Origin of the sequence: Ralstonia sp. AU12-08 (genome assembly GCF_000442475.1) — a bacterium.
Lineage (GTDB): Bacteria > Pseudomonadota > Gammaproteobacteria > Burkholderiales > Burkholderiaceae > Ralstonia > Ralstonia insidiosa.
Genome location: NZ_ASZV01000007.1, coordinates 140,611 through 167,023, shown reverse-complemented (window position 1 = coordinate 167,023; position 26,413 = coordinate 140,611). Strand labels below are relative to the sequence as shown.

Below are 26,413 nucleotides of genomic sequence, written 5' to 3'. Positions count from 1 at the left end.
CGCACTCCACCCAGTCCCCATCGATGTTGCCAGAGTGAACAAGTGCGACATGCATAGCAATCCCTTTATCGTCTGAAACAAGGCGCCCGCAGGGGCGCAACAATCGTTACAGACTTTAAAGATCGAGCGCCCTGCGAGATATTGGACGGGTACGAAATTGAAGCGGTCGCCGGTCGCCGCGTTAGCGTGTGACGTCCAGCGGGGCGCGCCGCTCGAACATGTGCTCCGCGTGCTCGGCCAACGCATCCAGGCGTAGAGAGATGTCCTGACTGGAGCCCCCTCTCAGCAACAGCCCTTCCAGTTGGTGCGATGCCTCTACCAGCGCCACCTCGCGCACCACCGCAAAACCGCCCTTGATGAAGTGCATGGACTTGGCTGCCTTGTGGAAGTCAGCTTGGGCCACAGCGGTGCGCGCTTCGTTGATAGAGGTACGGAACGACGTGGTGAGCGCTAGCCAGATTTCGTGCGAGAGCGGGCCGCCGCTGTCCAGGCTGCTCACGTTCGCCAGCGCATTGTCCTGAGGCAGAGCAGCTTGGCTCTTGCGCTCGACAAAGACGCGCAGCGCCTGTGCCAATGCATCCATTGAGAGCGGCTTGACCAGCATGTCTGTCATGCCAGCGGCTTCGCATGCAGCACGCTCTTCCACGCTGGCGTGCGCAGTCACGGCCAGCACGGGTACGGTCGCACCCTGGCTGCGCAAAGCGCGGCACAGCGCAAAACCATCCATACCGGGCATGCTCAAGTCAGTCAGCACAACGTCGTACTGGCCCACATGAAAGCGTTCCAACGCCTCCACACCGGCGGCCGTGAGCGTGGCGTCATGGCCAAGCAACGTCAGTTGATCACGCAGCAACAGGCGGTTCACGGGGTTGTCTTCTGCCACCAGCACACGCAATGCAGCGCCTTGTGCCGAGGTTGGACGCGGCACATCGTTCTGCATGGGCACCGCCGCTTCCCGTGCGCCACCCAACACCCCCATAAGATTGCGCAGGCTATAGCTGGAAACGACCGTGCGACCGGCGTGTTGGGTCGGCTTGCGCGGGCCATCGTCGATCACGTCGATGACATGTCGGGCACGCGCCGCCAATGCATCTTCATCCGCCAACTGCCAGTTGCGTGAACTGCCATGCACCAGCAGCACATCGCAATCGGCCGGCAGCTCAGCCGGGGATGCGCCCGCCTGCACGCGCGCACCGCGCAACTGCAGATGCGGCATCAGTGCCTGCACCCAGACCTCGTCACCGCACAGGACTGAGATAGCGACGTCCCGCAGCGACTGAGCCGGCTGGGATGGCGTGTCGGCCCCGCTCGCCACACCCAGCAGCAAGTCGACGGTAAAGGTCGAGCCGCGTCCCGGTGCGCTTTGCACCCACACGGTCCCGTGCATCAACTCGGCCAGCCTGCGGCACAGCGCGAGGCCCAGCCCGGTGCCACCAAACTTGCGCGTGATGGAGGTGTCTGCCTGCGTAAAGGCTTGGAACAACGCGCTCTGCTTGTCTTCGGCAATGCCGATGCCCGTGTCTGACACCTTGAACGCCAGTCGCGCATCGTTGCCCTGCCCACCCCGTGGTTCCACTTCGATGCACACCGAACCCATCTGCGTGAACTTGATGGCATTGCTCAGCAGGTTGTTGAGGATCTGCCGTAAGCGGGTCGGGTCACCCACGTAACGCTGTGCGAGGTTGGGCGCAATCCGGTAGTGCAGCGTCAAGTCCTTGGCCTCCGCCACCGGCAGGAAGACGGCGATGACCGACTCGACCACCTCCACCACATCAAACGGGATCGACTCCAGGTGCATCTGGCCGGCTTCGATCTTGGAGAAGTCGAGAATATCGTCGATCAGTGCGACCAGCGTATGCGACGAGGTGGAGACTACCTCCAGGCGATCACGCTCCGCTCCATGCAGCGTCTGTGCGTGCTGAATGAGCTCCAGATTGCCGAGAATGGCATTCAACGGCGTACGGATCTCGTGGCTCATCGTGGCGAGGAACGATGACTTGGCACGGTTGGCCTCTTCCGCAGCAGTGCGGGCGTCCTGGAGCGCGCGCTCGGTCTGCTTGCGTGAGGTGATGTCGATGAAGCTGCAGAGCAGCGCGTCTTCGCCCTGGTACTTGGTGGGGACGAGATCTACGTGCAGCTCGGCAGTGCGGCCATCCGGCCGCTGCACTTCGATGTCGCGGCTGACCGCATCGTCGGGCCCATGGTGGTCTTCCTGATACGTACGCAGCAGCCGCTGGTGCAAGGGTTGACCATCGGTGTGGTAGTGACCGGCCACGTTGTTCTGCAACAGCAATTTGCCCGAACCGAACGCGACAAGGCTTAGGCCTACCGGCGCTGTTCCGATAATGGTGCGGCTTAGGTTCTCACTTTCATACACACGCAGTGATTGAAGATATGCCGGCCGAAACACCCGATAGTGGAACAGCAGCACAAAGGTCCAAAGCAGGGCCAACACCACCAGCACTCCCGCCAGATACCCCCACAACAACTCTTGCAGTGCATTCAAGACTGTTCGCCATGAATACGTGTAAACCAACACCCAACCGGTATCGGAAAGCGGTTCGCTGATGGTGAAGACGCCGTCGTGATAGCTATTGTTGTGGCGCGTGAGACCGCGCTCCCACATGCGGTCTTGCACGACCTTGCGGGTCAAGGCGTGCGCTTCTTCCTCCGAAGTTGCCTCGGCGCCGATGCCTTCAAGCAGCACCTCACCTTCCTTCGACAGCAGCAGCATGTTGCCATCGTATGGTGCCTGCGCCAGCCTGTCAGAGAGCACCTTGACCGGTAGATCGGTCACAAACACGATGAAAGGCTTGCCGTTGTCAAACGCCGGTTGCACCAGCTTAAACACGCGGTCCCCCGTGAAGGGATCCACATGCGGCGGCAACCACATGACCCGACGACTCTCCAGCAGCTTGCGATCCACCTCCGGATCGCTGAGGTCACCAATATCCTTCGACAACGTGTGGATGAGATCCGCCAGCGAATGTGCTTTCACGGCCTGCAGCGGATCACCCGTTTTGGGCGGCGGCATGATCGATACGAAGTGCTCGTCAGGCGAATAGATGTAGCCGGTCAGCGGTCGACCGCGTTGGCGCGCACTCGCACTGTCGGTATAGGCCTGCTCTTCGCTGAAGGCGAGGTAGTCGGAATAGGCCTCCGGGGATTTGGCCGCTAGGTCACCCAAGGCAAGCTGCGGTTGGAGGCTTGGACTGGCACGCAGATAAGCGCGGCCACCCTGCATCTTGAAGTCATGCAGCAAGGCGGCCCGTGCCGGGCGATGCTCGCCCCAAAGAAGCTCTGCGTTGATCACGCTGCGCTGAAGCGCCGCCTGCTTGGTCTCAACGTCGATCAGCAGTAGCGCCTTGTGTGTGAGGAAAATTTCGCGCCCGTAGGCAACATAGTTTGAAGCCTTGGCGTAGGCCGCAATCGCCGCAACCGCAATGATCACCAGCGACAAGATAGCCGCGCCGCCAAACAGCATGCTGCGTTGCACTTTGCCGAACACGCCCAACTCCTTGAGTCCGGGCACACGGCGAAGCCAATACTGAGATTGAATCGGCATGGTGTTTTTGGTAGATCCGGCAAAGCGCTAATGTATTACGCAGCCGCTGCGAGATGCACCCGCTCCTCGCATTTTTCGTACGCGTACGATGCGCATTGAACGTTTCGATCTTGTCCTATTATGCGAACGAGCGTGCCCATCGAAAATACGCCGTGCAACGTTATGCGCAACTTGCCCAGATGTAGCAATTGAATCGGTCAGCCGTGCAGCGTTGGTTGGGGTCGTACGCACCAACATCAGCATAGGCCTGCCGGCTGCTTAAGCATCTCCAGATGCGGACAGAAAGCGCTCTATACTGCATTTGAATGCGTTCTATAGCCACCCCCTCAGGGCAGACGGGAATCGTCCCGGGAGTGAGCAAACTGGCAAAGCACACATAAGTCACAACAATCGCGTCACCCGGGGAACCACACCATCATGAAAGCCCCCATTCGCTTGCTGTTGGCCGATGACCATCCGGCCATCATCGCCGGGGTAAAAGCCTCCATCAGAGATGCAGGGGGCATCGAGGTCATTGGCACGTCGCACAGCTCGACCGACATGGTCGCCTTTCTCGATCGCGAACCGTGCGATGTACTGGTGACTGACTACGCCATGCCAGGCGGCAACTATGGCGACGGCATTCCACTGATCTCCTTCATCCTGCGCCGCTACCCCGGTGTGCGCGTACTGGTACTGACCATGATGGACAACCCTGCCGTGCTTTCGGCCATTGCCGCAACGGGCGTACGGGGTGTGCTGAGCAAATCGGATGACCTCTCTCACATCGTGCCGGCCGTACACGCAGCCGTGCTGGGGCAGACATACTTCTCCCCGACCGCGCACGCCATTCTCAATGCCTCAAAAGAGACCAAGGGCGCAGGAACGCAGACACTGACGCGCCGTGAGAGTGAGGTCGTGCGGCTGTTCGTGTCAGGCCTATCGGTTGGAGAGATTGCCGAGCGGCTGCATCGCAGCAAACAAACCGTCAGCACGCAGAAAAACTCGGCCATGCGCAAACTCGGTCTGGAACGTGAAGCTGATCTGTTCCGCTATGCGATTGAAACCGGACTCGTTTCCGCCTCAACACCGCCGCAAACCGAAGTCGGCAGTTAACGTCACATCGGTTTCTCAAGCGGCTCGGCGCGTGCCGCAGCGCTCGCGCCGCCATCCTCTTCCCACGATTGGATCTTCGAACGCCTTTGGTGCGGTGACGCCAGGATGAATTGATTCAACTGCGTGAGAAACGCTTTCCGATCCGTTGCGGAAAGCCGCGCGAAGCCAAGAAGCAAAACCGAGAGTGACATGGATAAAGGGCATCGTCTGAGCGTCATGAGGGTCAATCGGACATCGCTGCCTCGTGTAATCGATTGTGGGATGCCCCACCCCAAGCAGCAATCGGACGACAACGAAAATGCGTTGAACGATCCACGCATGCATCACCCTCAGATGCATCTTGTATTGCTCGCCCTACGCGCTTTCACCAGTACGAATTTTCAGGCACCGGGCGCAACGGGAATGCCATTTCAGCACTGACGTATCCGATTGTTTCGGCTGCAGGTTGAAAGAGAGAAATCCACCCTGCCAATGAGCGCCCTCCCGAGCCGAGCAAATAGCCGATGCGTAGTGCAATCTGGCTGGCTACGGCACAACCGATAAGAACAGATATGCGGCGAAGATGGCTAGGTGCGCCCCCCTGCAAGAGGGTTGTCCGGCGCTTGCGCGCGTTGACGGCGTTGGTCATACCACGAATGGCTTGTTGGGCAACTTGGCTAGGGGAAATTATTACTATACTGACGACGTTTGCGAATTCTTCTGCGACGCCTTTCCCAAGTGTGAGATATCGCTATGTCCAGCAAGCTTGTCGGGTCACTTGTTTGCCTTTTTTCTGCAATCGCAATCGCCCTCTCCCCCGTTCCGTCAATCGCGTGCACCCGTGTCGTGTACCTCGGTGCCAACGGCGATGTCATTACCGCAAGATCCATGGACTGGCGGCTCGACGTTGCGACCAATCTGTACTTGTTGCCGCGAGGAATTACGCGTACAGGCGAAGCCGGATCAAATTCGATTCATTGGACGGCGAAGTACGGAAGTGTTGTAGCCACCGGATATGACGTGTCAACGACGGATGGCGTCAACGAGAAGGGCCTCTCCGCGCAATTGCTTTGGCTAGTGGAGTCAGAGTATCCAAAGTTCGATAGCAACGCTAAGCCTGGGTTGACCATTGCTGCTTGGGCGCAGTACGTGCTTGACAATTTCGCTACGGTCGCCGAGGCCGTGACGGCACTGGAGAAGGAGCCTTTCACCGTCATTACGGACAAGGTTCCCGGGGAGTCTCGGCTTGCCACGCTACATCTGTCGATGTCGGATGCATCAGGAGATAGTGCGATCGTCGAATACATCAATGGGCGACAAGTTATTCATCATGGCCAACAGTACCAGGTGATGACCAACTCCCCGACGTTTGACGAGCAACTGGCACTGAACGCTTACTGGAAGCAGATTGGCGGCACAACATTCCTGCCGGGCACAAATCGAGCATCGGATCGTTTCACACGTGCATCGTTCTATATCAATGCCATTCCCAAAAGTGAAGATCCAGTGAAGGCGCTCGCGAGCGTGTTGAGCGTGATTCGCAATGTGTCGGTCCCCTTTGGCATTTCCACGCCGGGTGAGCCAAATATCTCGTCAACGCGCTGGCGCACGGTCGTTGATCACAAGCGCATGTTGTACTTCTTCGAGTCGGCACTCACCCCCAACACGTTCTGGGTTGACCTGAAGAAAGTCGATTTCTCCAATGGCTCACCGGTGCGCAAGCTCGACCTTGGGGCAAATCAACGCAATACATTCAGCGGCGAGGTATCGGCAGAGTTCAAGGTGTCGGCGCCGTTCCCATTTCTTGGAACTGGCTCGGGCAACCCTCGTTAAAGAAGCGCCTTTACGGCAAAGCGGGATCGTGACCGAGGGGCGGTCTTCTACTTTAGATCGTGAGAATCATGGCGGATTCTCTACTTCTCAGCGGGACAAATCTCGATCGCGAACCGCGCGATGTGCTGGTGACTGACTACGCCATGCCCGGCGGCAATTATGGCAACCACATCCCGCTGATCTCGTTCCTGCTGCGCCGGTACCCGGGTGTACGCGTGCCGGTGCTGACCATGATGGACAACCCTGCCGTGCTTTCTGCGATCGCCGCCACGGGCGTACTGGGCGTGCTGAGCAAATTGGGCGATCTCTCCCACATCGTTCCGGCAGTGCATGCGGCAGTGTTGGGACAGACGTGCTTCTCCCGCACCACGCGCGCCATTCTCGACGCCTCAAATAGGCCAAGGGCACAGGAACGCGGACACTGACGCGCCGTGAGAGTGAGGTCGTGCGGCTGTTCGTGTCAGGGCGATCGGTTGGAAAGATTTCCAAGCGGCTGCATCGCAGCAAACAAACCGTCAGCACGCAGAAAAACTCAGTCATGCGCCAACTCGGTCTGGAACGTGAAGCGGATCTGTTCTGCTATGCGATTGAAACTGGGCTGGCTTCCCCTTCAACACTGCCGCAGACCGAAGTCGGCAGCTAACGTCACATCGGTTTCTCAAGCGGCTCGGCGCGTGCCGCAGCGCTCGCGCCGCCATCTTCTTCCCACGTTTGGATCTTCGAACGCCTTTGGTGCGGTGAAGCCAGGATGAATTGATTCAACTGCGTGAGAAACGCTTTCCGATCCGCTGCGGAAAGCCGCGCGAAGCCAAGAAGTAAAACTGAGAGAGACATGGAAGTAAAGGGCATCGTCTGAGCGTCATGAGGGTCAATCGGACATCGCTGCCTCGTGTAATCGATTGTGGGATGCCCCGCCTCCAACCAGCAATCGGACGACAACGAAAATGTGTGGAACGGTCCACGCATGCACCGCCTCGGGTGCGTCTTGCGGTGCTTGCGCCACGCAATTTCGTATGCCGGGCCTCGTACTCGTACGAGTTTCAGAGCGCCAGCGTGGCACAGATGGCGTTTTAGTACTCGTCAGATATCCCGTAGTACACGTAAAAAATACAGTGGCTCCCGTCAGATCAATCCACCTACGGAGTCACCATGAACAAGACCTACCGCATCCTCTTCAACGCAGCCACCGGTACCTGGGTAGCCGCCTCCGAAATTGCCAAGGGCCGCAAGAAGTCCGGCGGCAAGCGCGCGCTGGCGCGTAGTGCTGTTGCACTCGCTGCCGTGACTCTGGGCCTCGGCGCCACACAGTCCTTCGCTTACGTTGCAGGCAACGGAGCTCAGCAAGGCAACGCAAACAACACGGTCATTGGCGACAACGCCGACGGAAGCGCCGCCGGCTGTAACTCTACGTACCTGCCCGGCTCGGCATGCAGCACAATCATTGGTAACAGCGCATCGGCGACGGCAAGTGCCACCACCGTGATCGGTGATCACGCCAAAACGACAGGTGCAAACTCTATTGCGATTGGCGCATATGCCAATGCCGCAGCTTGGTCGCAAGCCATTGGCGCAGGTGCAATGGCCTCGGGTGGGTGGGCAACGGCTATCGGCCAAAGCGCCCAGGCGACTGCCGCCAATTCGACGGCAATTGGCACCAACTCCACGGCGCTGGGCACGAATTCCACGGCGCTGGGCAGCAGCGCACATGCCACGCAGCAAGATAGCTTTGCGATCGGCCAGAGCACCAACGCCAGCGCGGCGGGCGCGATGGCTTTGGGCTCGCGCGCGAAGTCCACCGGCGCCAATGCTGTGGCGTTGGGGATGGGAGCAACAACATCGGTCGATAACGCCGTGGCCCTGGGGGCAGGCAGCGTGGCCGATCGTACCAACACCATCTCGGTGGGTGCCGCGGGCAGCGAACGTCAGATCGTCAATGTGGCCGATGGCACAGAGGACACCGATGCCGTCAACCTGTCGCAGCTCAAGAGCAACGCCCAGAGCGTAGCGACTGCGCTGGGTGGCGGTGCGACCGTCAATCCGGACGGCACCGTCACGGCACCGAGCTACACCGTGCAGGGCAATACATACAACAACGTCGGTGGCGCCCTGGGTGCGGTGGATACCAACATCACCAATCTGCAGAACAGTCTGACAAAGGGCACGCGTTACTTCCAAGCCACCGGCCTAAACGACGGCACCGATAACGCAAACGCCGCCGCTCCCAATGCCGTCGCCATCGGCTCGAATGCATACGCAAGATCGATCCGCTCCGTTGCAATCGGTACAGGCGCCACCACCACGGCGTCCACCGGTCGCGTCTCGAACACGAACGGCTCGGTTCCGGGCTATACGGGCCAATCGATCACCAACACAGCCGTCGGCGCCTCTTCGTATGCGAGCAGCGGCTCTACCGCGCTGGGCGACACCGCCAAAGCCTCAGGCATAGCCAGCGTAGCCATCGGCCCATACTCGACAGCGAGCAGCAACTTCGGTGTTGCAACCGGCTTTGGCGCACAGGCAACCGGTGCCAACAGCACAGCCCTTGGCGCCAATGCGCAAGCGCAGAACGCGTATTCCGTTGCACTCGGCCTGAATTCCATTGCCGACCGTGACAACTCGGTGTCGGTCGGCTCGGCCGGCAGCGAACGGCAGATCACGAATGTCGCAGCCGGTACGGCCGCCACCGACGCCGTGAACGTCAGCCAGTTGCACGGCGCAAACGCGTCAGTAGCCGCCGCTCTCGGTGGTGAATCGGTAGTCAACCCGGATGGCACGGTCTCGGCACCGAGCTATACGGTGGACGGCACAACCGTGCACAACGTGGGCGATGCGATCACCAACCTGGACGGCCGTGCCTCGCAAAACAGCAAGGACATCGCAGACCTGACCGACAACCTGACCAGCGGCTCGATCGGCTTGGTGCAGCAGGATGCGGATTCGCGCGCCATCACAGTCGCCAAGGACACCGACGGCAATCTCGTGGACTTCACGGGCAAGGCTGGTGCTCGTCAACTGACGGGGGTGGCCGACGGCGCAGTGACCGCCAATAGCCTGGACGCCATCAACGGTGGCCAGCTGCATGGCGTAAGCACGTCGGTGGCTAACGCGCTGGGTGGAAATTCGGAGGTCAACCCGGATGGTACGGTCTCGGCACCGAACTACACCGTGCAGGGCAATACGTACAACAACGTTGGCGGCGCCCTGGGTGCTGTGGATACCAGCATCACCAATCTGCAGAACAATCTGACGAAGGGCACGCGCTACTTCCAGGCAAACGGCTTGAACAACGGTACCGACAACGCAATCGCCTCCGCGCCCAATTCCGTCGCCATCGGCTCGAATGCAAACGCAAAATCTCTTCGCGCCGTTGCAATCGGTGCAGGTGCCACCACTGACGTGACCACCATTAGAGTCAATGGCACCGTGCCTCCGGGCTATACGGGCCAGCAGATCACCAACACGGCCGTCGGCTCGAATTCGCAAGCCTTCCGCGGATCGACCGCGCTAGGCGACGGCGCCAACGCCTCGGGCCAAGTCAGCGTCGCCATCGGCCCGTACTCGGTAGCGAGTGGGAACTTCGGTATTGCAGCCGGCTTTGGTGCACAAGCAGCCGGCGCCAGCAGCATGGCCCTTGGCGTCTCGGCACAAGCGCAGAACGCGTATTCCGTTGCACTCGGCAAGGGCTCCATTGCCGACCGTGACAACTCGGTGTCGGTCGGCTCGGCCGGCAACGAGCGGCAAATCACGAACGTCGCAGCCGGTACGGCCGCAACCGACGCCGTGAACGTCAGCCAGTTGCACGAACTGACCGACAACCTGAGCAGCGGCTCGATCGGCCTGGTGCAGCAGGATACGGATTCGCGCAACATCACGGTGGCGGCGGGCACGGACGGTACGGTGGTGGACTTCACCGGTACGGCGGGCGCGCGCACGCTCACGGGTGTGGCTGATGGCAAGGTGGCCGACGGCAGCACCGATGCGGTCAACGGCTCGCAGTTGTATGCGACCAACCAGCAGGTCGCCAAGAACACGGGCGATATCAGCACGATCAACACGAACGTGACCGACCTTGATGGCCGTGTAACGACCAATGCAACCAACATCACCAACCTGCAGAAGCAGATCGGTGATGGCTCAGTAGGCCTGGTGCAGCAGGACCCGACCACGCGCAACATCACGGTGGCTGCGGGCACGGATGGTGCGGTGGTCGACTTCACCGGCATGGCGGGTGCGCGCAAGCTGACGGGTGTCGCCAACGGTATGGATGACCACGACGCGGTGAACGTGAGCCAGCTCAAGCAGACGGGGCTGATCGACAACAAGGGCAATGCCCTGGCGGCCGTAACGTACGACGTAAATGCGGACGGCTCGCCCAACTACGGCAGCGTGACGCTAGGCGGCCAGAACGCGGCCGGCCCGGTGCAGCTTCACAACGTCGCGGACGGCACGGCTGCAACCGATGCAGTGAATCTGCGCCAGCTCCAGCGGACCGGCCTGGTCGACCAGAACGGCAACACGCTCGATGCTGTGACGTACGACGCGGGCTCGAACCGCACGTCGGTCACTTTCGGCTCGCCGGATGCGCCGGTGCTGCTGTCGAACGTGCGCGCCGGCATGGCAGACATGGATGCCGCGAACGTCGGCCAACTGCGCGGCTTGGCAGGTGCGCTGGGCGGTGGTGCTGCCATCGGTTCGGACGGTGCCTTCATCAACCCGAGCTACACGCTGAACAACGTGACCTACACCAACGTTGGTGACGCCCTGAGCGGACTGGCAACGGCCATTGGGGACACTGGCGACCGCGTGACAGTGGTCGAGAAGGTGATCTCCACCGGTGAAGTCAATGCACACGTTGTCACCAGCGGCGACCAGGCCAACGCGGCTACGGCAACCGGTGACAACGCCGTGGCAGTGGGCGCAGGTGCTTCGGCATCCAACAACAACAGCGTGGCGCTGGGCGCAGGTTCGACCACCACTCGCGACAACACCGTCTCAGTTGGCTCGGTGGGCGCCGAACGTATCGTCGCCAACGTGGCCGATGCCGTGCAAGACACCGATGCGGTCAACAAGCGCACGATGGACACGGCCGTGGCCGGTGCCAAGAGCTACACCGACCAGCAAGTCGGCATGGTGCAGCAAGCGCTGGGTGATGTGTCACGCAAAGCGTACTCGGGCATCGCGGGTGCCACGGCGCTCACGATGATCCCGGATGTGGACGTAGGCAAGACGGTTGCCGTGGGCGTGGGTGTGGGCTCGTACCAAGGCTATGCGGCTTCGGCCATTGGTGTGAGCGCCCGCCTGAGCGAGCGCATCAAGGTCAAGATGGGCGCCAGCATGAGCGGTGCGGGCACGACCTACGGGGCGGGCGCGTCGTACCAGTGGTAACCGGCTAGATCAGCCTATCGATGTGCACAAGGCGGCCCCCGTATGGGGGCCGTTTTTCAACCGCCCTAGTGAACGTGGGTTACATCCAATGAATACCCCAATCCGAGTGCTATTGGCCGATGATCATCCTGCCGTCATTGCTGGCGTGAGCGCAGCAATCGAGCAGGAGCACGACATCCGGATCAGTGCTGCAGCAAGCAGCTCGACCGAGATCGTGGCATTCCTGGACCACCAGCCCTGCGATGTGTTGCTGACCGACTACGCCATGCCCGGCGGAGACTATGGAGACGGCGTTCCGCTGCTCTCGTTTCTCACGCGCCGCTACCCCGCATTGCGCATCGTCGTCCTAACGATGCTGGACAACCCCGCCATCCTGGCTGGCATTGTTGCAACGGGTGTGCATGGTGTGTTGAGCAAATCCGATGACGTTGAACATATCCCACTTGCCCTGCGTGCGGCCATGCAAGCGCAAATGTACGTCTCGCCCACGATGCAGGCAATCCTGAAGGCGTCGCGCGAGCTGCAAGGACCAAGCTCGCGACCTCTGACACGCCGGGAGATGGAAGTCATCCGCTTGTTTGTGTCGGGCCTGTCGATTGGGGACATTGCTCAACGTTTGAACCGGGGTAAACAAACCATCAGCACTCAGAAGATCATGGCCATGCGCAAACTGGGCATTGAGCGAGAAGCGGATTTGTTCCGCTACGCGATAGAGATGGGACTGATCTCGTCTTCTGCATCACCGTCGGCCTACATGGACCCGCTGTCCTGACTCGCATTTTCCTAATTTGACGCGTGTCATCAACACTGGATGGCAATTCGAACACGTCCCATTTCGGTTCTTGCACGTCCGACCAATAATCTGCTCCGCATGCACAAACACCGCATCGCGCTTACCAACTTCTTTGATTCGCAACCTCCATGAAAAAAGCATTTGCAGCTGCCGCTCTCGCAGCCCTTTCCGTTTCCGCCTTTGCCGCTGGCAACCCGGGCACCATCACCTTCAACGGTGAAATCGTTGCTGGCGCCTGCGGCATCAGCCCTGACACGCTGGATCAAACCGTGCCGCTGGGCCAAGTGCCGGCACACGTGTTCGCCAAGCTGGGTGATCGCTCGCAAGCTGTGCCGTTCAACGTTCAGCTGACCGACTGCGATACAACCACCGCCAAGAACGCGTTCTTCACGTTCACTGGCACCGCTGACACCGTCACGCCGGGCCTGTTCGCCACCACCGGCAGCGCTGGCCACGTTGGCGTGCGTCTGCAGACCGCCGCCGGCGAATACCTGAACAACGGCACCGAGCAGAAGGCTCCGGTGGTGCTGTCCAACGGCAACAACACCATTCAGTTCGCAGCCATGTACGAAGCCACGGCCGCAACGGTCACGCCGGGTCTGGCCAACTCGGTGGCCAACTTCACGGTCCGCTACCAGTAAGTAGAGCTGTGCCCGAAAGGGGGGGCGCAAGCCCCCCTTTTTTTCTTCCATTTTTCCGCCTCGCCTGCCGGATGTTCCTCCGGCCTCATCGACGTGAACTTCAAGCTACGGGTCCTCTGCGCCAGCGTCGCAGGCATTTGGCTGGCCGCAAACGCTCGGGCCACGGAATTCAATTCGTCGTTCCTCAGCATCGATGGAGCGGACGACGTCAATCTCACACAGTTTGCGCGCGCCGACTACACGCCACCGGGCACGTACCTGCTGGATGTGGTGCTCAACGGCCAGCTGCTGCAACGCGAGAGCATCGTGTTCATGCAGTCACCGTCAGACCCTGGCCTGAGTCAGGCGTGCCTGCCCGCCACGCTGGTCGATCAATTCGGCTTGAAGCCCGCCACCCGAGACGCACTGCCCAGCACGCACGACGGCCATTGCATTGACATCAATGCCATCGATGGCACCGTTGTCCGGCACAACAAAGGCAAGGGTCAGCTCCTGATCACGGTGTCGCAAGTGGCGCTGGAATATGCAGACCCGAACTACATTCCGCCGCAGCGCTGGAGTGACGGCATTCCAGGCGCGATGCTCGACTATCGCGTCATCGGCACCACCCAAAACGCACCCGGCGGGTCTACCAACACGTTGCAGGCCTACGGCACCTTGGGCGCGAATGCCGGCGCCTGGCGCTTGCGGGGTGACTATCAAGCGCAAACAGCCTCGGGCTCGGCCGCCAACTTTGGCGGGTCGAGCAAGACGTTCCAGTTCAACCGGCTGTACGCCTACCGCGCGTTACCGAGCATCCAGTCAACGGTATCGCTCGGGCAGACGTACCTGAACTCCGACATTTTCGACACGTTCGCATTGAATGGTGCAGCCATCCAGAGCGACGACCGCATGCTGCCACCAGGCATGCGCGGATACGCTGCGCCCATTACCGGCGTGGCGCGCACCTACGCCACGGTGACGGTGTCGCAGCAAGGGCGCGTGCTGTACGCCACGCGTGTGCCACCCGGCGCATTTGCGCTGCAGGATTTTTCCGCCAACGTGCAAGGCACGCTGGACGTGACCGTGCAGGAAGAAGACGGCACGGAGCAGCGCTTTACCGTCACCACTGCGGCCGTGCCGTTTCTCGCCCGTGAAGGCGAGTTGCGCTACAAAGCCGCCACCGGCCAACCCCGCCTGTTTGGCGGCAACGGCATTTCACCCACCTTTGGCTTTGTCGAAGCCGCTTACGGCCTGCCCCATGAATTGACGGTGTACGGCGGCGCCATCGGGGCTGATGGCTATACGTCCGTGGCAACGGGGGCGGGCAAGAATCTCGGCAAGTTCGGCGCCGTCTCCGCAGACGTGACCTTCGCGCGTGCCCGCCTGTGGTGGACTGGCAATACACAAACTGGCCGGTCGTATCGCTTCAACTACGCCAAGCACTTCGACACGCTCGACTCGGACTTGCGCTTCTTTGGCTACCGCTTTTCCGACAGTACCTATACGAGTTTCCCTCAGTTCTTCGGAGACCCGACCGCCGCCGGGCTGGCTGGCAGCCGACAACGCGTTTCCGTATCGTTGGCTAAGCGCCTTGGCAATATCTCGACCTTCGTGTCAATTGACCACACGAGCTACTGGAACCGTTCGTCGGACGATCGTTTTGGTTTGACGCTGGCACGCACGGTGTCAATTGGCGCGCTGCGCAACGTTTCGCTCAACGTTTCTGCGTATCACACACGCGGTGTGACGGGCAACGGCAATCAGGTCTTTCTGGCGGTGACGATTCCACTGGGCAACCGGCAAGTGGTGTCCACCAGCGTAACCTCGTCCAGCACGGGCGGCACCAACATCAGCACCGGCTACTCAGGTGGCAACGACGAGGGCTTGAGCTACGCCGCCTACGCGGGCACCACCGATGGCCGCGCATCGTTCAGCGCCAACGTGCGCAAGCAAACCAGCGCCGTGCAAGTCAACGCACAGGCTTCGGCCACGGGCAACGCTTACAGCGCGGCGTCGCTTGAACTGGATGGTTCATTGGTGGCCACCCAGTACGGCGTCGAACCACACGCAGTCGGCATGAACGGCGACACACGCCTGCTCGTGTCATCCGACGGCGTACCTGACGTGGCCTTCTCGGGCTCGCAAGCCAGAACGGATGCCCGCGGCTACGCCGTGATCGGCTCGGTGGCGCCGTTCAATCCGTACGACGCCCGCGTCAACACCAAAGCCATGTCACTGGAAACCACGGTGGCCAACCCTGTACAGCGCGTCGTCCTGACGGACGGCGCCATCGGCTTCCTGCGCTTTGACGCCACGCATGGAAGCAACGCCTTGGTTGCATTGACCTTGCCATCGGGCAAGGAAGTGCCGTTCGGGGCATCTGTCATCGACCTCACCAGCGGCAAGGAGCTGGGCATCGTTGGTGAACATGGCGTCGTCTATCTCGCGGGCATTCGCCCAGATACCGTGCTGTCAGTTCGACAAGCGGACCAAGCGGTCTGCGACATCGGCCCGCTCAGCCAGCCGCTCCACCTGACGCCAGATCCGATCCCGATGTCCTGCGTGGCGTCGGCCAACCCCACTCCGACACCCTCATCATGAAGCGACGCTTTCCTACCCATTTCTACCGGCTAGCCGGCATTGCCCTTACCCTGCAACTGTGTGCCGCCGCCGCTCAAGCGGCCGTGGTGCCGGATCGCACCCGTGTCATCTATAACGCCGATGCGCAATCGGAAAGCCTGACCATCTCCAACAAGAGCGCAACGTACCCGTACGTCGTGCAATCGTGGATTGAAGACAGCACCGGCCGCCGTATCACCTCGCCGTTCATGGTGCTGCCACCGCTGCAACGCATTGAGCCAAACGAGCGCAACATCGTGCGCATCGTCAAGCTGCCGGGCGATGCGTTGCCTACTGATCGTGAATCAGTGTTCTACCTGAACGTGCGCGAGATCCCGCCCAAGACGGATGTGCAGAACGCTATCCAGATTGCGCTGCATTCCAAGATCAAACTGTTCTACCGCCCCAAGGGCGTGCAGCCTCAGCAGGATGAGGATGTGTCTTTGCCGATGACGCTGCGCCTGGATGCCACACATCACAAACTGGTGTTCGACAACCCCACGCCTTACCACGTGACCGTGGTTGAGCTGGCCGCGGGCGAAGAGAAGAAGGTGTTGAAGTTCGACGCAGTGATGGTCGAACCCAAGGCCACCGCAGAGGTGGACTTCACGGGTGCATTGCCCGCTACGCTCTACGTATCGCACATGAACGACTGGGGCGGCCAAAATGCCGTCAAATACACGTGTGATGCCAGCACGTGCCGGAGCGTGCAGCCATGAACACCGTCCGTTACAGCCAGATGCAGCGTGTGTTGATGCAAGCGCTGCTTGCTCTGGCGTTCCTGTTGGGTTCGCAGTCGGCAATGGCCCTGCGCTGCCTTACCTCCGGCGGCGCGGACAAGTTCATCGAACCTATCGGCTCTGTGCAGACCTACCCGGTCAACGCGCCGGACGGCTACATCATCTGGATCTCACCCACCCGCACCACCACCGGCTACTGCTACAAGGACTTGCGCGGTGGTCTCTCCTATGAGGACCCTGTCAGCTTCTATGCGAACCCGGGCAAGATGGACCCGGCAGCGTGGGGGCTGGAAATTGGCATTCGCTACAAGGGGGTCGACTACTTTGGCGCAGGCAATCAGCCTGGCACCGGCGTGCCAACCGGCTATGTCGTACCCATTTGCTCTGACGCGGATTTCAATGCAGGGCTTTGCCCAAAGATCCCCGTGAGCATCACTTATCAGGTCGTCATTCGAAAACGTGGCACCTGGGTTGGCGTTCCGCAGGACACCTACGCTGCGTTTCAGTTTGATGGCTTTTACGGCATCAACTGCTGCAACACCAGTTTCCAGTACATCTTGAGCGGGCTGGACAACCTGAAACCCACACCATGCATTGTTGACGTGACGGTCACACCCGAGCCTGGCATCGTCAACTTCGGGCAGGTGCAGGCCACACCCACCGGGTTCTCTCCGACCTCACCCACGAAGCCGTTCAGTCTGGCCCTAAACAAGACGCAGTGCACAACACCGGTCAACATCAACGGCTACTTTGAAACCGCCAACCCGGTGCAGAACAATCTGATCCTGCCCACCGCCGACAGCAACTTCGGCATCAGCATCCAGGATCAGCGCGGGCAACAGTTACCGATCGGTGAACCGTTTCCGCTGGCAAACTTCGGTGCTGCCGATACGCATATCGATGTACCGCTGAGCGCCACGCTCAAACCGCTCGGCGCGCCGAAGATCGGACCGTTTACTGCCGTGGTCACGGTGCAGATTCTCTACGACTGACATGGCGGCCGCGCAGTGGCGGCGGCACCCCTCGGGCGGTGCGGATACCTGATAATGTTCGCCACCGCCTATCTCTCTGCCGCCAACCCATGAAGCCCACCCGGATCCTGCTGGCCACCAGTGCCGCCTTGTTGATCGCATTGCCCGCTGCTGCGCTTGCCTTCGTCAAGCCGCTGCGGGTTGTAGCGCCATCGCTCATGCCGGGGGTGTCCTGTCCGCTGCCCAACATCTGCACCGACAACATTGCCAGCCTGAGCGATGCGCAACGGCTGTACCAGGAGGGCTACGCCAAGACCGCTGATGTGGTTGGGCCATTCCAGCGCGCACCGCGCATGGTGTTCTGCACAACAACGGCTTGTGCCAATACGTTCGGCATTGGGCGGCGTGCGGCAGAAGCCGTGGGCAACCTCGGCCTGGTCATCGCACCACGTGGGTGGCACACCTATTACGTAACGCATGAGCTCATTCACTTTCGGCAGGCGGAAGTGTTGGGCAACTATGCGGTGGCCACCCGCCCCGGATGGCTGATCGAGGGCATGGCCTATGCGTTGAGCGACGACCCCAGGCACCCGCTTGGCGAGCCCTTTGAGCAATGGCGATCCCGCTTCGAAGCCTGGCATGCAACGCTCGGCACGCGCGACCTGTGGGACGCGGCAAGCGACATCCGTTAAACGGCGCGCAGACAGCAATGGACACCAACATGGATGCATCACGGCCCGCACAGGCAACCAACGCGCTGGGCGTGCTCGCTGTCTTCCTCAAGCTGGGGCTGACGTCGTTCGGCGGCCCGGTGGCACACATCGGGTACTTCCGCCGCGAGTTTGTCGAGCGGCGGCGCTGGCTTGACGATGCAACGTTCACCGATCTGGTTGGCCTGTGCCAATTCCTGCCGGGGCCGGCCAGCAGCCAGGTCGGCTTTTCGATCGGCTTGCTGCGCGCCGGGTGGCTTGGCGGTCTGGCTGCGTGGTGCGGGTTCACGCTGCCATCCGTCGTGCTGCTGATTGCCTTTGCCATGCTGGCGCCAACGCTCGGCGGCCCCTTGGGTGATGGATTGATCCACGGGTTGAAGCTGGTGGCGGTTGCCGTGGTTGCGCAGGCCGTGTGGGACATGGCGCGGCGCTTGTGCCCCGATTTGCGTCGGGCCGGCATCGCACTGGCAGCCGTCGTGCTGCTGGGCCTGACGGCCTCTGTCTATGCGCAGCTCATCGCCATTGCGCTCGGCGCGGTGCTGGGCCTTGCGCTGTGCCAAGACACATCCGTGACAGGCGTCACCGCTGTGCCTGCGCAGCACGCGGGGTTTCGCATTTCCCGCAGCGCGGGTGCCATCGCGCTGGTGCTCTTTGGCGTGCTGTTGCTCGGGTTGCCTGCGCTAGTACAAGCCGGCGCTGGCGATGCTGTTCGTGTATTCGACGCGTTCTACCGCTCAGGCGCGCTGGTGTTTGGCGGCGGCCATGTCGTGCTTCCACTGCTGCAGGAGCAGACGGTTGCCACGGGGTGGGTGACGTCCAGCGACTTTCTTGCCGGATACGGCGCCGCGCAGGCGGTACCGGGGCCACTGTTTACGTTCGCCGCGTTTCTCGGCTGGATGATGCGCGGCGTGCCCAATCACCTGGGCGGTGCCGTGCTCGCCACGGCGGGCATCTTCCTGCCTGGTTTGCTGCTGGTTGTTGCCGCGTTGCCGTACTGGCAGGCACTGCGTGCGCGCAAGTCCATGGCGGCGCTGTTGGCAGGGGTGAATGCGGCCGTGGTTGGCGTGCTGGCCGCCGCACTGTACTCGCCGGTTTGGACCAGCGCGGTGCATGCTCCGCTGGATTTTGCGATTGCCGCCGTCGGGTTCTGCCTGCTAACGCGGTGGAAGCTGCCACCGCTTGCCGTGGTGGCCCTCTGCGCAGCCGCTGGCATTGCCCAAGCCACCCTCCTGCACTAGCGCGGTCAATCTACAGCGCGCTGCGCCGTCCAGCGCTTGTAGCGCCGTGTCTGGCAGGCGTTGGCCAACTGCTGCACCACCAGCGCCCTGAACGGCGAAACACGCGGGTGCGTCCCACGCCCCTGGCTCAGCCGTTGCAGCTGAAACTTGACCACCGCCATGTTGGCCAGCGAGCCCAGCACCTTGTTTTTCCACGTAATCGGGCGCAGCACCGGTGCGGTGTTCTTGCCCGCCTGCCAATCACGCGGCAGGTTCGGCTCAATCGACAATGCAGTCGCGATGCCAACCATGGCGATACCGCTGTCGACCACCTGCTCTGCCACCGCGCGGCGGCGGATGCCACCCGTCACCATCAACGGCATCTGCGCAATGGCAACGATGTCGCGTGCGAACTCCAGAAAGTAGGCCTCGCGGGCCAACGTGCGGCCGTCGCGGGCTTGCCCTTGCATGGCCGGCGCTTCGTAGCTGCCGCCAGACAACTCCACCAGATCCACACCCAGCGGGTTGAGCAGTTCGACCACGCGCTTGGCATCGTCCGGGCTGAAGCCGCCGCGCTGGAAGTCCGCCGAGTTCAGCTTGACTGCCACCACAAACTGCGGCGACACCGCGCCGCGCACCGAACGCACGATGTCGAGCAGCAAACGCGCGCGGTTCTCGATCGGGCCGCCCCACTGGTCCTGCCGCTTGTTCGTGATCGGGGAGAGAAACTGGCTCAGCAGATAGCCGTGTGCCGCGTGAATCTGCACGCCGGTAAAGCCGCTCTGCTCGGCCAGTACCGCTGCGCGCGTGAAGCGTTGCTGCACGTCGGCAATTTTGGCGGCGGTCATCTCCCGGGGCACGGGAAACTGCTTGGATAGCGCGCCCAGATCCATCGCCACGGCAGACGGCGCCACCGTGGTCTGGCCAAGCGCCGCTGGCATTTGACGGCCTGGGTGGTTGATCTGCATCCAGACATGCGCGCCGTGCGCGCGTGCGGTGTTTGCCCAGCGCCGAAAGCGGTCTAGGTGGGCATCGTCTTCCAACACCACGCCGTTGGGCCCGGTCATGGCGCGGTGGTCCACCATGACGTTACCGGTGAGCATCAGGCCGACGTTGCCTTTCGCCCAGGCTTCATACAAGCGCACCAGCGCATCGGACGGCGCGTGGTCCGCATCGGCCATGTTCTCTTCCATGGCGGCCTTGGCCAGGCGGTTGGCAATCACCGCGCCATTGGGCAACGTAAGAGGTCTGAACAGCTTCATGAGGGGCACTCCGGTTTGACGACGCCCTAACCTTAAGCTTAAAGTTGACTTTAATGTCAAGCCACGGAGCATACGTATGAAAATCGGCGAACTGGCGGAGCAGAGTGGCGTAGCCGCCTCGCGCATCCGCTTTTACGAAGCCAGCGGCCTGCTGCAGCCCGCACAGCGACAAGCCAACGGCTACCGCGAGTACACGCCCGACACGCTGACCCGGCTGGAGATCATCCTGTGTGCGCAGGGTGCGGGGTTCTCGCTGGAGGAAATCCGCGCCATCCTGCCGCCCGATCTGGAAAAATGGCCGCATCAGGAATTGCTCGAAGCGCTGCACCGCAAAATCAGCGAGATCGAATTGCTGGAGCAACGCCTGGCACAGACCAAACACCACCTGCTCGCGCTCGTCGGCGACATCAACAACCGCACGGAAAGCGAGAGCTGCGCAGGGCGGACCAAGCGCGTGCTCGACAAGATCACGCAAGGCGCCGCAAAAACACCCTCAACCGATCTGCAAACGCGCCGCACAAAAAAGCGCGCCTGACCCACGCTCCCCTTTTCGATTGACACGGGTTGCACGTTGCGGCCCAAGGGCACGCGGCGTAGCATGGAAAAGCCGTTTTTTCCGCGCTTTTCGGGAGATCGCCCATGTCTGCCCAGCACGAAGAAAAAGTCCGTCAGCACATGGCGGATGCAGTGGCCCTCGCACGCGGACGTGCGCCAGACATAGCCACGCTGTTCGAGCCATTCATGCGGCACTACTACGGACTGGCCGACCCCGAAGACGTCGTCTCGCGCAGCGTGGCCGATCTCTACGGCGCAGCAATGGCGCACTGGCAGCTCGGCCAGAAGTTCGTGTCAGGGCAACCACGCGTGCGGGTCTACAACCCAAGCCTGGAACAGCACGGTTGGTACTGCGGCCACACGGTGGTCGAGATCGTCAACGACGACATGCCCTTCCTGTTTGACTCCGTCACCATGGAGATCAACCGGCAAGGGTTAGCGCTCCATTCCGCTTTCCACCCCGTCTACCGCATGCGGCGCGATGCTTCGGGCACCCGCACGGCGGTAGAAGCCGGCGGCGTGCTGCGGCCGGCCGCACTCGCGGGTGACACGCCAGCCGACGCCAACGACGACACGAATGGCGACGCGCACTACGAGTCGTATATCCACATCGAGGTCGATCGTTTCTCTGAGCCGCAACGGCTGCAGGCGCTGCACGACGGCCTGGTGCGCGTGCTGCGCGACGTGCGATCCGCCGTGGAAGACTGGAAGCCGATGCAAGCTGCAGCGCAATCCGCCATCGATGCGTTGGGCGCGCGCGCCGCGCATGCTTCGGCCGATGAAACAGAGCGCACGGAGATTGCCGAGGCACAAGCCTTTCTGGCATGGATGCTTGATCGGCATTTCACCTTCCTGGGCTATCGCGACTACGAACTCGTCGTGAAAGAAGATGGCCACTACCTGCAAGGTCTGCCGGGCACGGGCCTGGGCGTGCTGCGCGAAGCGTTGCGCGATGCGGGTAGCCCAGACCTGTCGCGACTTGCTCCGGGCGCGGTCAAGATCATCAACGCCCCGGCCCCCATCTTCATCACCAAGGCCAACTCGCGTGCCACGGTGCACCGCCCCGGCTATCTAGACTATGTGGGTGTGAAGCGCTTTGATGCCGAAGGCCGCACCTGCGGCGAGCGGCGCTTCCTGGGGCTGTACACCTCCACCGTGTACATGGTGCCGGCAGAGAGCATTCCGCTGGCACGGCGCAAGGTCGCCAGCGTGATCGCGCGCACCGGATTCCTGCCGAACGGGCACCTTGCCAAGACACTCATTACGATTCTCGAACAGTATCCGCGCGATGAGCTGTTCCAGCTTGAGGGTGAGGAGCTGCACGACATCGCGCTCGGCATCCTGCGGCTGCAGGAGCGGCAGCGCACGCGCCTGTTTGTGCGGCGTGATCGCTTTGACCGCTTCGTATCGTGCCTTGTGTTCGTGCCGCGCGAGAAGTTCAACACCGACCTGCGCATTCGCATTCAGAAGCTGCTGCAGGACGCCTATCACGGTACGGGGGTTGAGTTCACACCGTTGCTGTCGGAGTCGATGCTCGCGCGCATCCACATCACCGTGCGCACACAGCCGGGCAACGTGCCCGAGGTGGATGTGGCCGAACTGGAAGAGCGCATCGTGCAGACCGCACGGCGCTGGCAGGACGACCTGGCCGATGCCCTGCTGGAGCGCGGTGGTGAGGAGCGCGGCAACCGCCTGCTGCGTCGCTATGGCGATGCCTTCCCCGCTGGCTTCCGCGAGGACTACCCCGCGCGACTCGCCGTGCGCGACATCGAACTGATGGAGCCACTGCTGGCGGCTGCACCATCGGCACAGCAAGCCGCTGCCGCCGGCACCCTCACGATGCAGCTCTACCGGCCGCTGGAGGCCCCCACCGGTGCCCTGCGCTTCAAGATCTACCGCGCAGGCGAGCCGACCTCGTTGTCGCGCAGCCTGCCGATGCTTGAGCACCTTGGCGTGCGCGTCAACGAAGAGCGCCCCTACTGCGTCGAACCTGCCGATGCCGTCCCCATCTGGATGCACGACTTCGGCATGGAGACCATTGACGGCAGCGAAGTCGATCTCGATGAAGCACGCGTGCGCTTTGAAGACACCTTCGCCCGCATCTGGACGGGCGAGGTCGAGAACGACGATCTCAACCGTCTCGTGCTGCAGGCGGGTCTGACCTGGCGCGAGGTACGCATCCTGCGAGCGTATGCGCGCTATATCCGCCAGATCGGCTCGACGTTCAGCAACGCCTACATGGAGAGCGCGCTGACGGGCAATCCGTCCATTGCCCGGGCATTGGTCCGCCTGTTCCTGGTGCGCTTTGACCCGGCACTCAACGAGGCCGAACGCACGCGCGATGCCGACAAGCTGCGCGCACAGATTGCCGAAGCGCTGGAAGAGGTGCCGAACCTGGACGAAGACCGCATCCTGCGTCAGTTCCTGGGCGTGCTGGAGGCCACGCTGCGCACCAACTACTTCCAGAGTGCGGCAGACGGTGGGCAGGCCGGGCAATCCAAACCCTACCTGTCGTTCAAGTTCGACCCCGCACGCGTGCCGGGCCTGCCCGAGCCCAAACCGATGTTCGAGATCTGGGTGTATTCGCCGCGTGTGGAGGGCGTGCACCTGCGTGGTGGCAAGGTGGCGCGCGGCGGGCTGCGCTGGTCTGACCGGCGCGAAGATTTCCGCACCGAGGTGCTGGGACTGGTCAAGGCGCAGATGGTCAAGAACACCGTCATCGTGCCGGTGGGCTCCAAGGGCGGCTTCATCGTCAAGCAACCGCCGCCTGCCGGTGACCGCGATGCGTACCTGGCCGAAGGCGTAGCGTGCTACCAGACCTTCCTGCGCGGCCTGCTTGACCTGACCGACAACTACGTCGACGGCCACCTCGTGCCACCGCGCGACGTGGTGCGCTATGACGAGGACGACCCCTACCTGGTGGTGGCCGCCGACAAGGGCACCGCCACGTTCTCCGACTACGCCAACGCCATCTCTGCGGAATACGGCTTCTGGCTGGGCGATGCGTTTGCCTCCGGCGGCTCGGTCGGCTATGACCACAAGAAGATGGCCATCACCGCACGCGGCGCGTGGGAATCGGTCAAGCGGCACTTCAGTGAGATGGGCGTCGATACGCAATCACAGGACTTCACCGTGGTGGGCGTAGGTGACATGTCGGGCGATGTGTTCGGCAATGGCATGCTGCTATCACGCCATATCCGTCTGCTGGCGGCGTTCGATCATCGGCATGTCTTTCTTGATCCATCCCCCGATGCGGCCACCAGCTTTGCCGAGCGCGAACGCATGTTCAACCTGCCGCGCTCAAGCTGGGCCGACTATGACAAGACGCTGATCAGCCAGGGGGGCGGCATCTTCCCGCGCACAGTCAAGTCGATTCCGCTATCGCCCGAAGTGCGCGCGATGCTGGATGTGACGGCGACGGAGATGGCGCCGAATGATCTGCTGCACGCCATCCTCAAGGCGCCGGTGGATTTGCTCTACAACGGCGGCATCGGTACCTACGTCAAGGCCAGCAGCGAAACGCACGCCCAGGTGGGCGACCGCGCCAACGACGGGCTGCGCGTGGACGGTGCAGAGCTACGCTGCAAGGTCGTCGCTGAAGGCGGCAATCTTGGCTGCACGCAACTCGGCCGCATTGAATATGCGCTGCATGGCGGCCGCATCAATACCGATGCCATCGACAACTCGGCCGGTGTCGATTGCTCCGACCACGAGGTCAACATCAAGATCCTGCTGGGCCTGGTGGTGGCCGACGGCGAGATGACGCTCAAGCAGCGCAACACATTGCTCGCCGAGATGACCGACGAAGTGGGCACGCTGGTGCTGCGCGACAACTACTTCCAGACGCAGGCGCTTTCACTCGCACGCACGCGCACGACACAGTGGCTGGATGCCGAAGCGCGGCTGATGCGCTATCTGGAACGCACCGGACGCCTGAACCGGGTCATTGAATTCCTGCCACCCGACGAGGAGATCGACGCCCGGCGCGCCGCCAGCGGGGGCCTCACCACACCGGAGCGTGCGGTGCTGATGGCCTACAGCAAGATGTGGCTGTATGACGCGCTGCTGGCCAGCGATTTGCCCGACCAGCCCTTCGTGGCCGACGGCCTGCCCGGCTACTTTCCGCATCCGCTGCAGGCACGTTGCGGCCCGACCATGCCACGGCACCCGCTGCGGCGCGAGATCCTTGCCACCATGCACGCCAATGCGCTCATCAACCGCGCCGGCGTAACGTTCGTGCACCGCCTTGCCGAAGAAACCGGCGCCGAGCCGCTAGCTGTTGTGTGGGCCAGCCTGGTGGCGCGCGCGGTCTATCGGATGGACCCGCTCTGGGAGCAAGTCGACGGGCTGGATGCGCAGGTGCCGCACGAAACGCAGACGGCGCTGTTCACCGCATTTGCACAGCTACACGAGCGCGCTACGCTGTGGTTCCTGCGGCGGCGCATAGCAGACGTGCCGGCCACGGTGGTGCGCTTCCGCGATGCGGTGGATGCGCTGGCGCCGGAAGTGGATGGTTTGCAAACGGAAGACTCCGCGCGCACGTCGGCACAACAGCAACAGGCACTTGCCGACGAGGGCGTGCCCGAAGCGCTGGCACGCACCGCGGCAGGTGTGCCGGCGCGCGTGTCGCTGCTCGACATTGCCGAAGTGGCCGCCGCAAGCGGTTGTGACGCCAAACTCGCCGCACGCGTGTACTTTGCGCTCGACCAGCCGCTGGGTTATGGCTGGCTGCAAGGCGGCATCCTCAACCTGCCCACGCAAACCCACTGGCAGATGCTGGCGCGTGCCACGTTGCTTGAGGAACTGGGGCAACTGCGCCGCAGGCTGACCGGCTCGGTGCTGCGCGATGCGCCAGCCGGCGTAGGGGCGGAGGCGCTGGTCGATACGTGGAAAGCCACCCGGCAGGAGGCACTGGCGCGCTACAACCGCGTGATTGCCGATCAGGTGGCTGCCGGGCAGGCCGATCTGGCCATGCTGTCGGTGGGGCTCAAGGCGCTGGCGGAAGTGGAGGCTTAAAGGCAGCGCGCCCCTCAACGCAACACCACAACACCCCTCTCCTGTGCGGC

Annotated in this window: 17 protein-coding genes; 14 read left to right on the top strand and 3 right to left on the bottom strand. The window is 62.1% G+C overall.

Annotation, left to right across the window (positions count from 1 at the left end; genetic code table 11):
* Nucleotides 1–181: 181 nt before the first annotated feature.
* Nucleotides 182–3,565 carry an ATP-binding protein gene (locus C404_RS0129605; RefSeq protein WP_080981162.1) on the bottom strand — a complete coding sequence of 1,128 codons (3,384 nt, stop codon included), beginning with the start codon at nt 3,563–3,565 and terminating at the stop codon, nt 182–184.
* A gap of 417 nt (nt 3,566–3,982) precedes the next feature.
* Here C404_RS0129605 and C404_RS35065 point away from each other — a divergent pair, with 417 nt between their 5' ends.
* Nucleotides 3,983–4,660, top strand: a complete 678-nt coding sequence (locus C404_RS35065) for a response regulator transcription factor (RefSeq protein ID WP_021193396.1) — start codon at nt 3,983–3,985, stop codon at nt 4,658–4,660.
* A 364-nt stretch (nt 4,661–5,024) separates the two neighbouring features.
* On the opposite strand, the gene C404_RS59875 is transcribed toward C404_RS35065, so the two are convergent.
* Nucleotides 5,025–5,288, bottom strand: coding sequence for a hypothetical protein (locus tag C404_RS59875; protein WP_152524407.1), 264 nt, complete (start codon nt 5,286–5,288; stop codon nt 5,025–5,027).
* A gap of 104 nt (nt 5,289–5,392) precedes the next feature.
* On the opposite strand from C404_RS59875, the gene C404_RS0129595 reads away from it, so the two are divergent.
* From C404_RS0129595 to chrA, 11 genes are all read left to right on the top strand, one after another.
* Complete coding sequence (locus C404_RS0129595; RefSeq protein ID WP_031328870.1) at nt 5,393–6,472, top strand: linear amide C-N hydrolase; 1,080 nt, start codon at nt 5,393–5,395, stop codon at nt 6,470–6,472.
* 68 nt (nt 6,473–6,540) lie between these two features.
* Entirely contained in the window at nt 6,541–6,897 is a 357-nt protein-coding gene (locus C404_RS58755; RefSeq protein ID WP_021193394.1) for a hypothetical protein, read from the top strand.
* 20 nt (nt 6,898–6,917) lie between these two features.
* Nucleotides 6,918–7,115, top strand: coding sequence for a LuxR C-terminal-related transcriptional regulator (locus C404_RS58750; protein ID WP_021193393.1), 198 nt, complete (start codon nt 6,918–6,920; stop codon nt 7,113–7,115).
* A gap of 506 nt (nt 7,116–7,621) precedes the next feature.
* Complete coding sequence (locus tag C404_RS35055) at nt 7,622–11,857, top strand: YadA-like family protein (protein WP_021193392.1); 4,236 nt, start codon at nt 7,622–7,624, stop codon at nt 11,855–11,857.
* Between the two features lie 88 nt (nt 11,858–11,945).
* The gene (locus tag C404_RS35050; protein WP_031328869.1) at nt 11,946–12,629 is read left to right on the top strand and encodes a response regulator transcription factor; all 684 of its coding nucleotides are present in this window, start codon (nt 11,946–11,948) and stop codon (nt 12,627–12,629) included.
* Nucleotides 12,630–12,778: 149 nt separating this feature from the next.
* Entirely contained in the window at nt 12,779–13,291 is a 513-nt protein-coding gene (locus C404_RS35045) for a fimbrial protein (protein WP_021193390.1), read from the top strand.
* 93 nt (nt 13,292–13,384) lie between these two features.
* Nucleotides 13,385–15,874 carry a fimbria/pilus outer membrane usher protein gene (locus tag C404_RS35040; RefSeq protein ID WP_021193389.1) on the top strand — a complete coding sequence of 830 codons (2,490 nt, stop codon included), beginning with the start codon at nt 13,385–13,387 and terminating at the stop codon, nt 15,872–15,874.
* Nucleotides 15,871–16,611: a fimbrial biogenesis chaperone gene (locus C404_RS35035; RefSeq protein WP_021193388.1), complete on the top strand. Its 741-nt coding sequence runs from the start codon at nt 15,871–15,873 to the stop codon at nt 16,609–16,611. Before C404_RS35040 ends, C404_RS35035 begins: the two co-directional genes overlap by 4 nt.
* A 20-nt stretch (nt 16,612–16,631) precedes the next feature.
* A complete protein-coding gene (locus C404_RS35030) occupies nt 16,632–17,624 on the top strand; it encodes a fimbrial protein (RefSeq protein ID WP_049286086.1) in 993 nt (330 codons plus the stop codon).
* A gap of 89 nt (nt 17,625–17,713) precedes the next feature.
* Entirely contained in the window at nt 17,714–18,295 is a 582-nt protein-coding gene (locus C404_RS35025; RefSeq protein WP_021193386.1) for a hypothetical protein, read from the top strand.
* A 17-nt stretch (nt 18,296–18,312) separates the two neighbouring features.
* Nucleotides 18,313–19,551 carry a chromate efflux transporter gene (gene chrA / locus C404_RS35020; protein ID WP_021193385.1) on the top strand — a complete coding sequence of 413 codons (1,239 nt, stop codon included), beginning with the start codon at nt 18,313–18,315 and terminating at the stop codon, nt 19,549–19,551.
* A 5-nt stretch (nt 19,552–19,556) separates the two neighbouring features.
* Here chrA and C404_RS35015 read toward each other — a convergent pair whose 3' ends face one another.
* Nucleotides 19,557–20,792 carry an NADH:flavin oxidoreductase/NADH oxidase family protein gene (locus tag C404_RS35015; RefSeq protein ID WP_021193384.1) on the bottom strand — a complete coding sequence of 412 codons (1,236 nt, stop codon included), beginning with the start codon at nt 20,790–20,792 and terminating at the stop codon, nt 19,557–19,559.
* Nucleotides 20,793–20,868: 76 nt separating this feature from the next.
* Here C404_RS35015 and C404_RS35010 point away from each other — a divergent pair, with 76 nt between their 5' ends.
* Together C404_RS35010 and C404_RS35005 are read left to right on the top strand one after the other, a co-directional pair.
* Complete coding sequence (locus C404_RS35010; RefSeq protein ID WP_021193383.1) at nt 20,869–21,327, top strand: MerR family transcriptional regulator; 459 nt, start codon at nt 20,869–20,871, stop codon at nt 21,325–21,327.
* A 104-nt stretch (nt 21,328–21,431) separates the two neighbouring features.
* Complete coding sequence (locus tag C404_RS35005; RefSeq protein WP_021193382.1) at nt 21,432–26,363, top strand: NAD-glutamate dehydrogenase; 4,932 nt, start codon at nt 21,432–21,434, stop codon at nt 26,361–26,363.
* Nucleotides 26,364–26,413 lie beyond the last annotated feature (50 nt).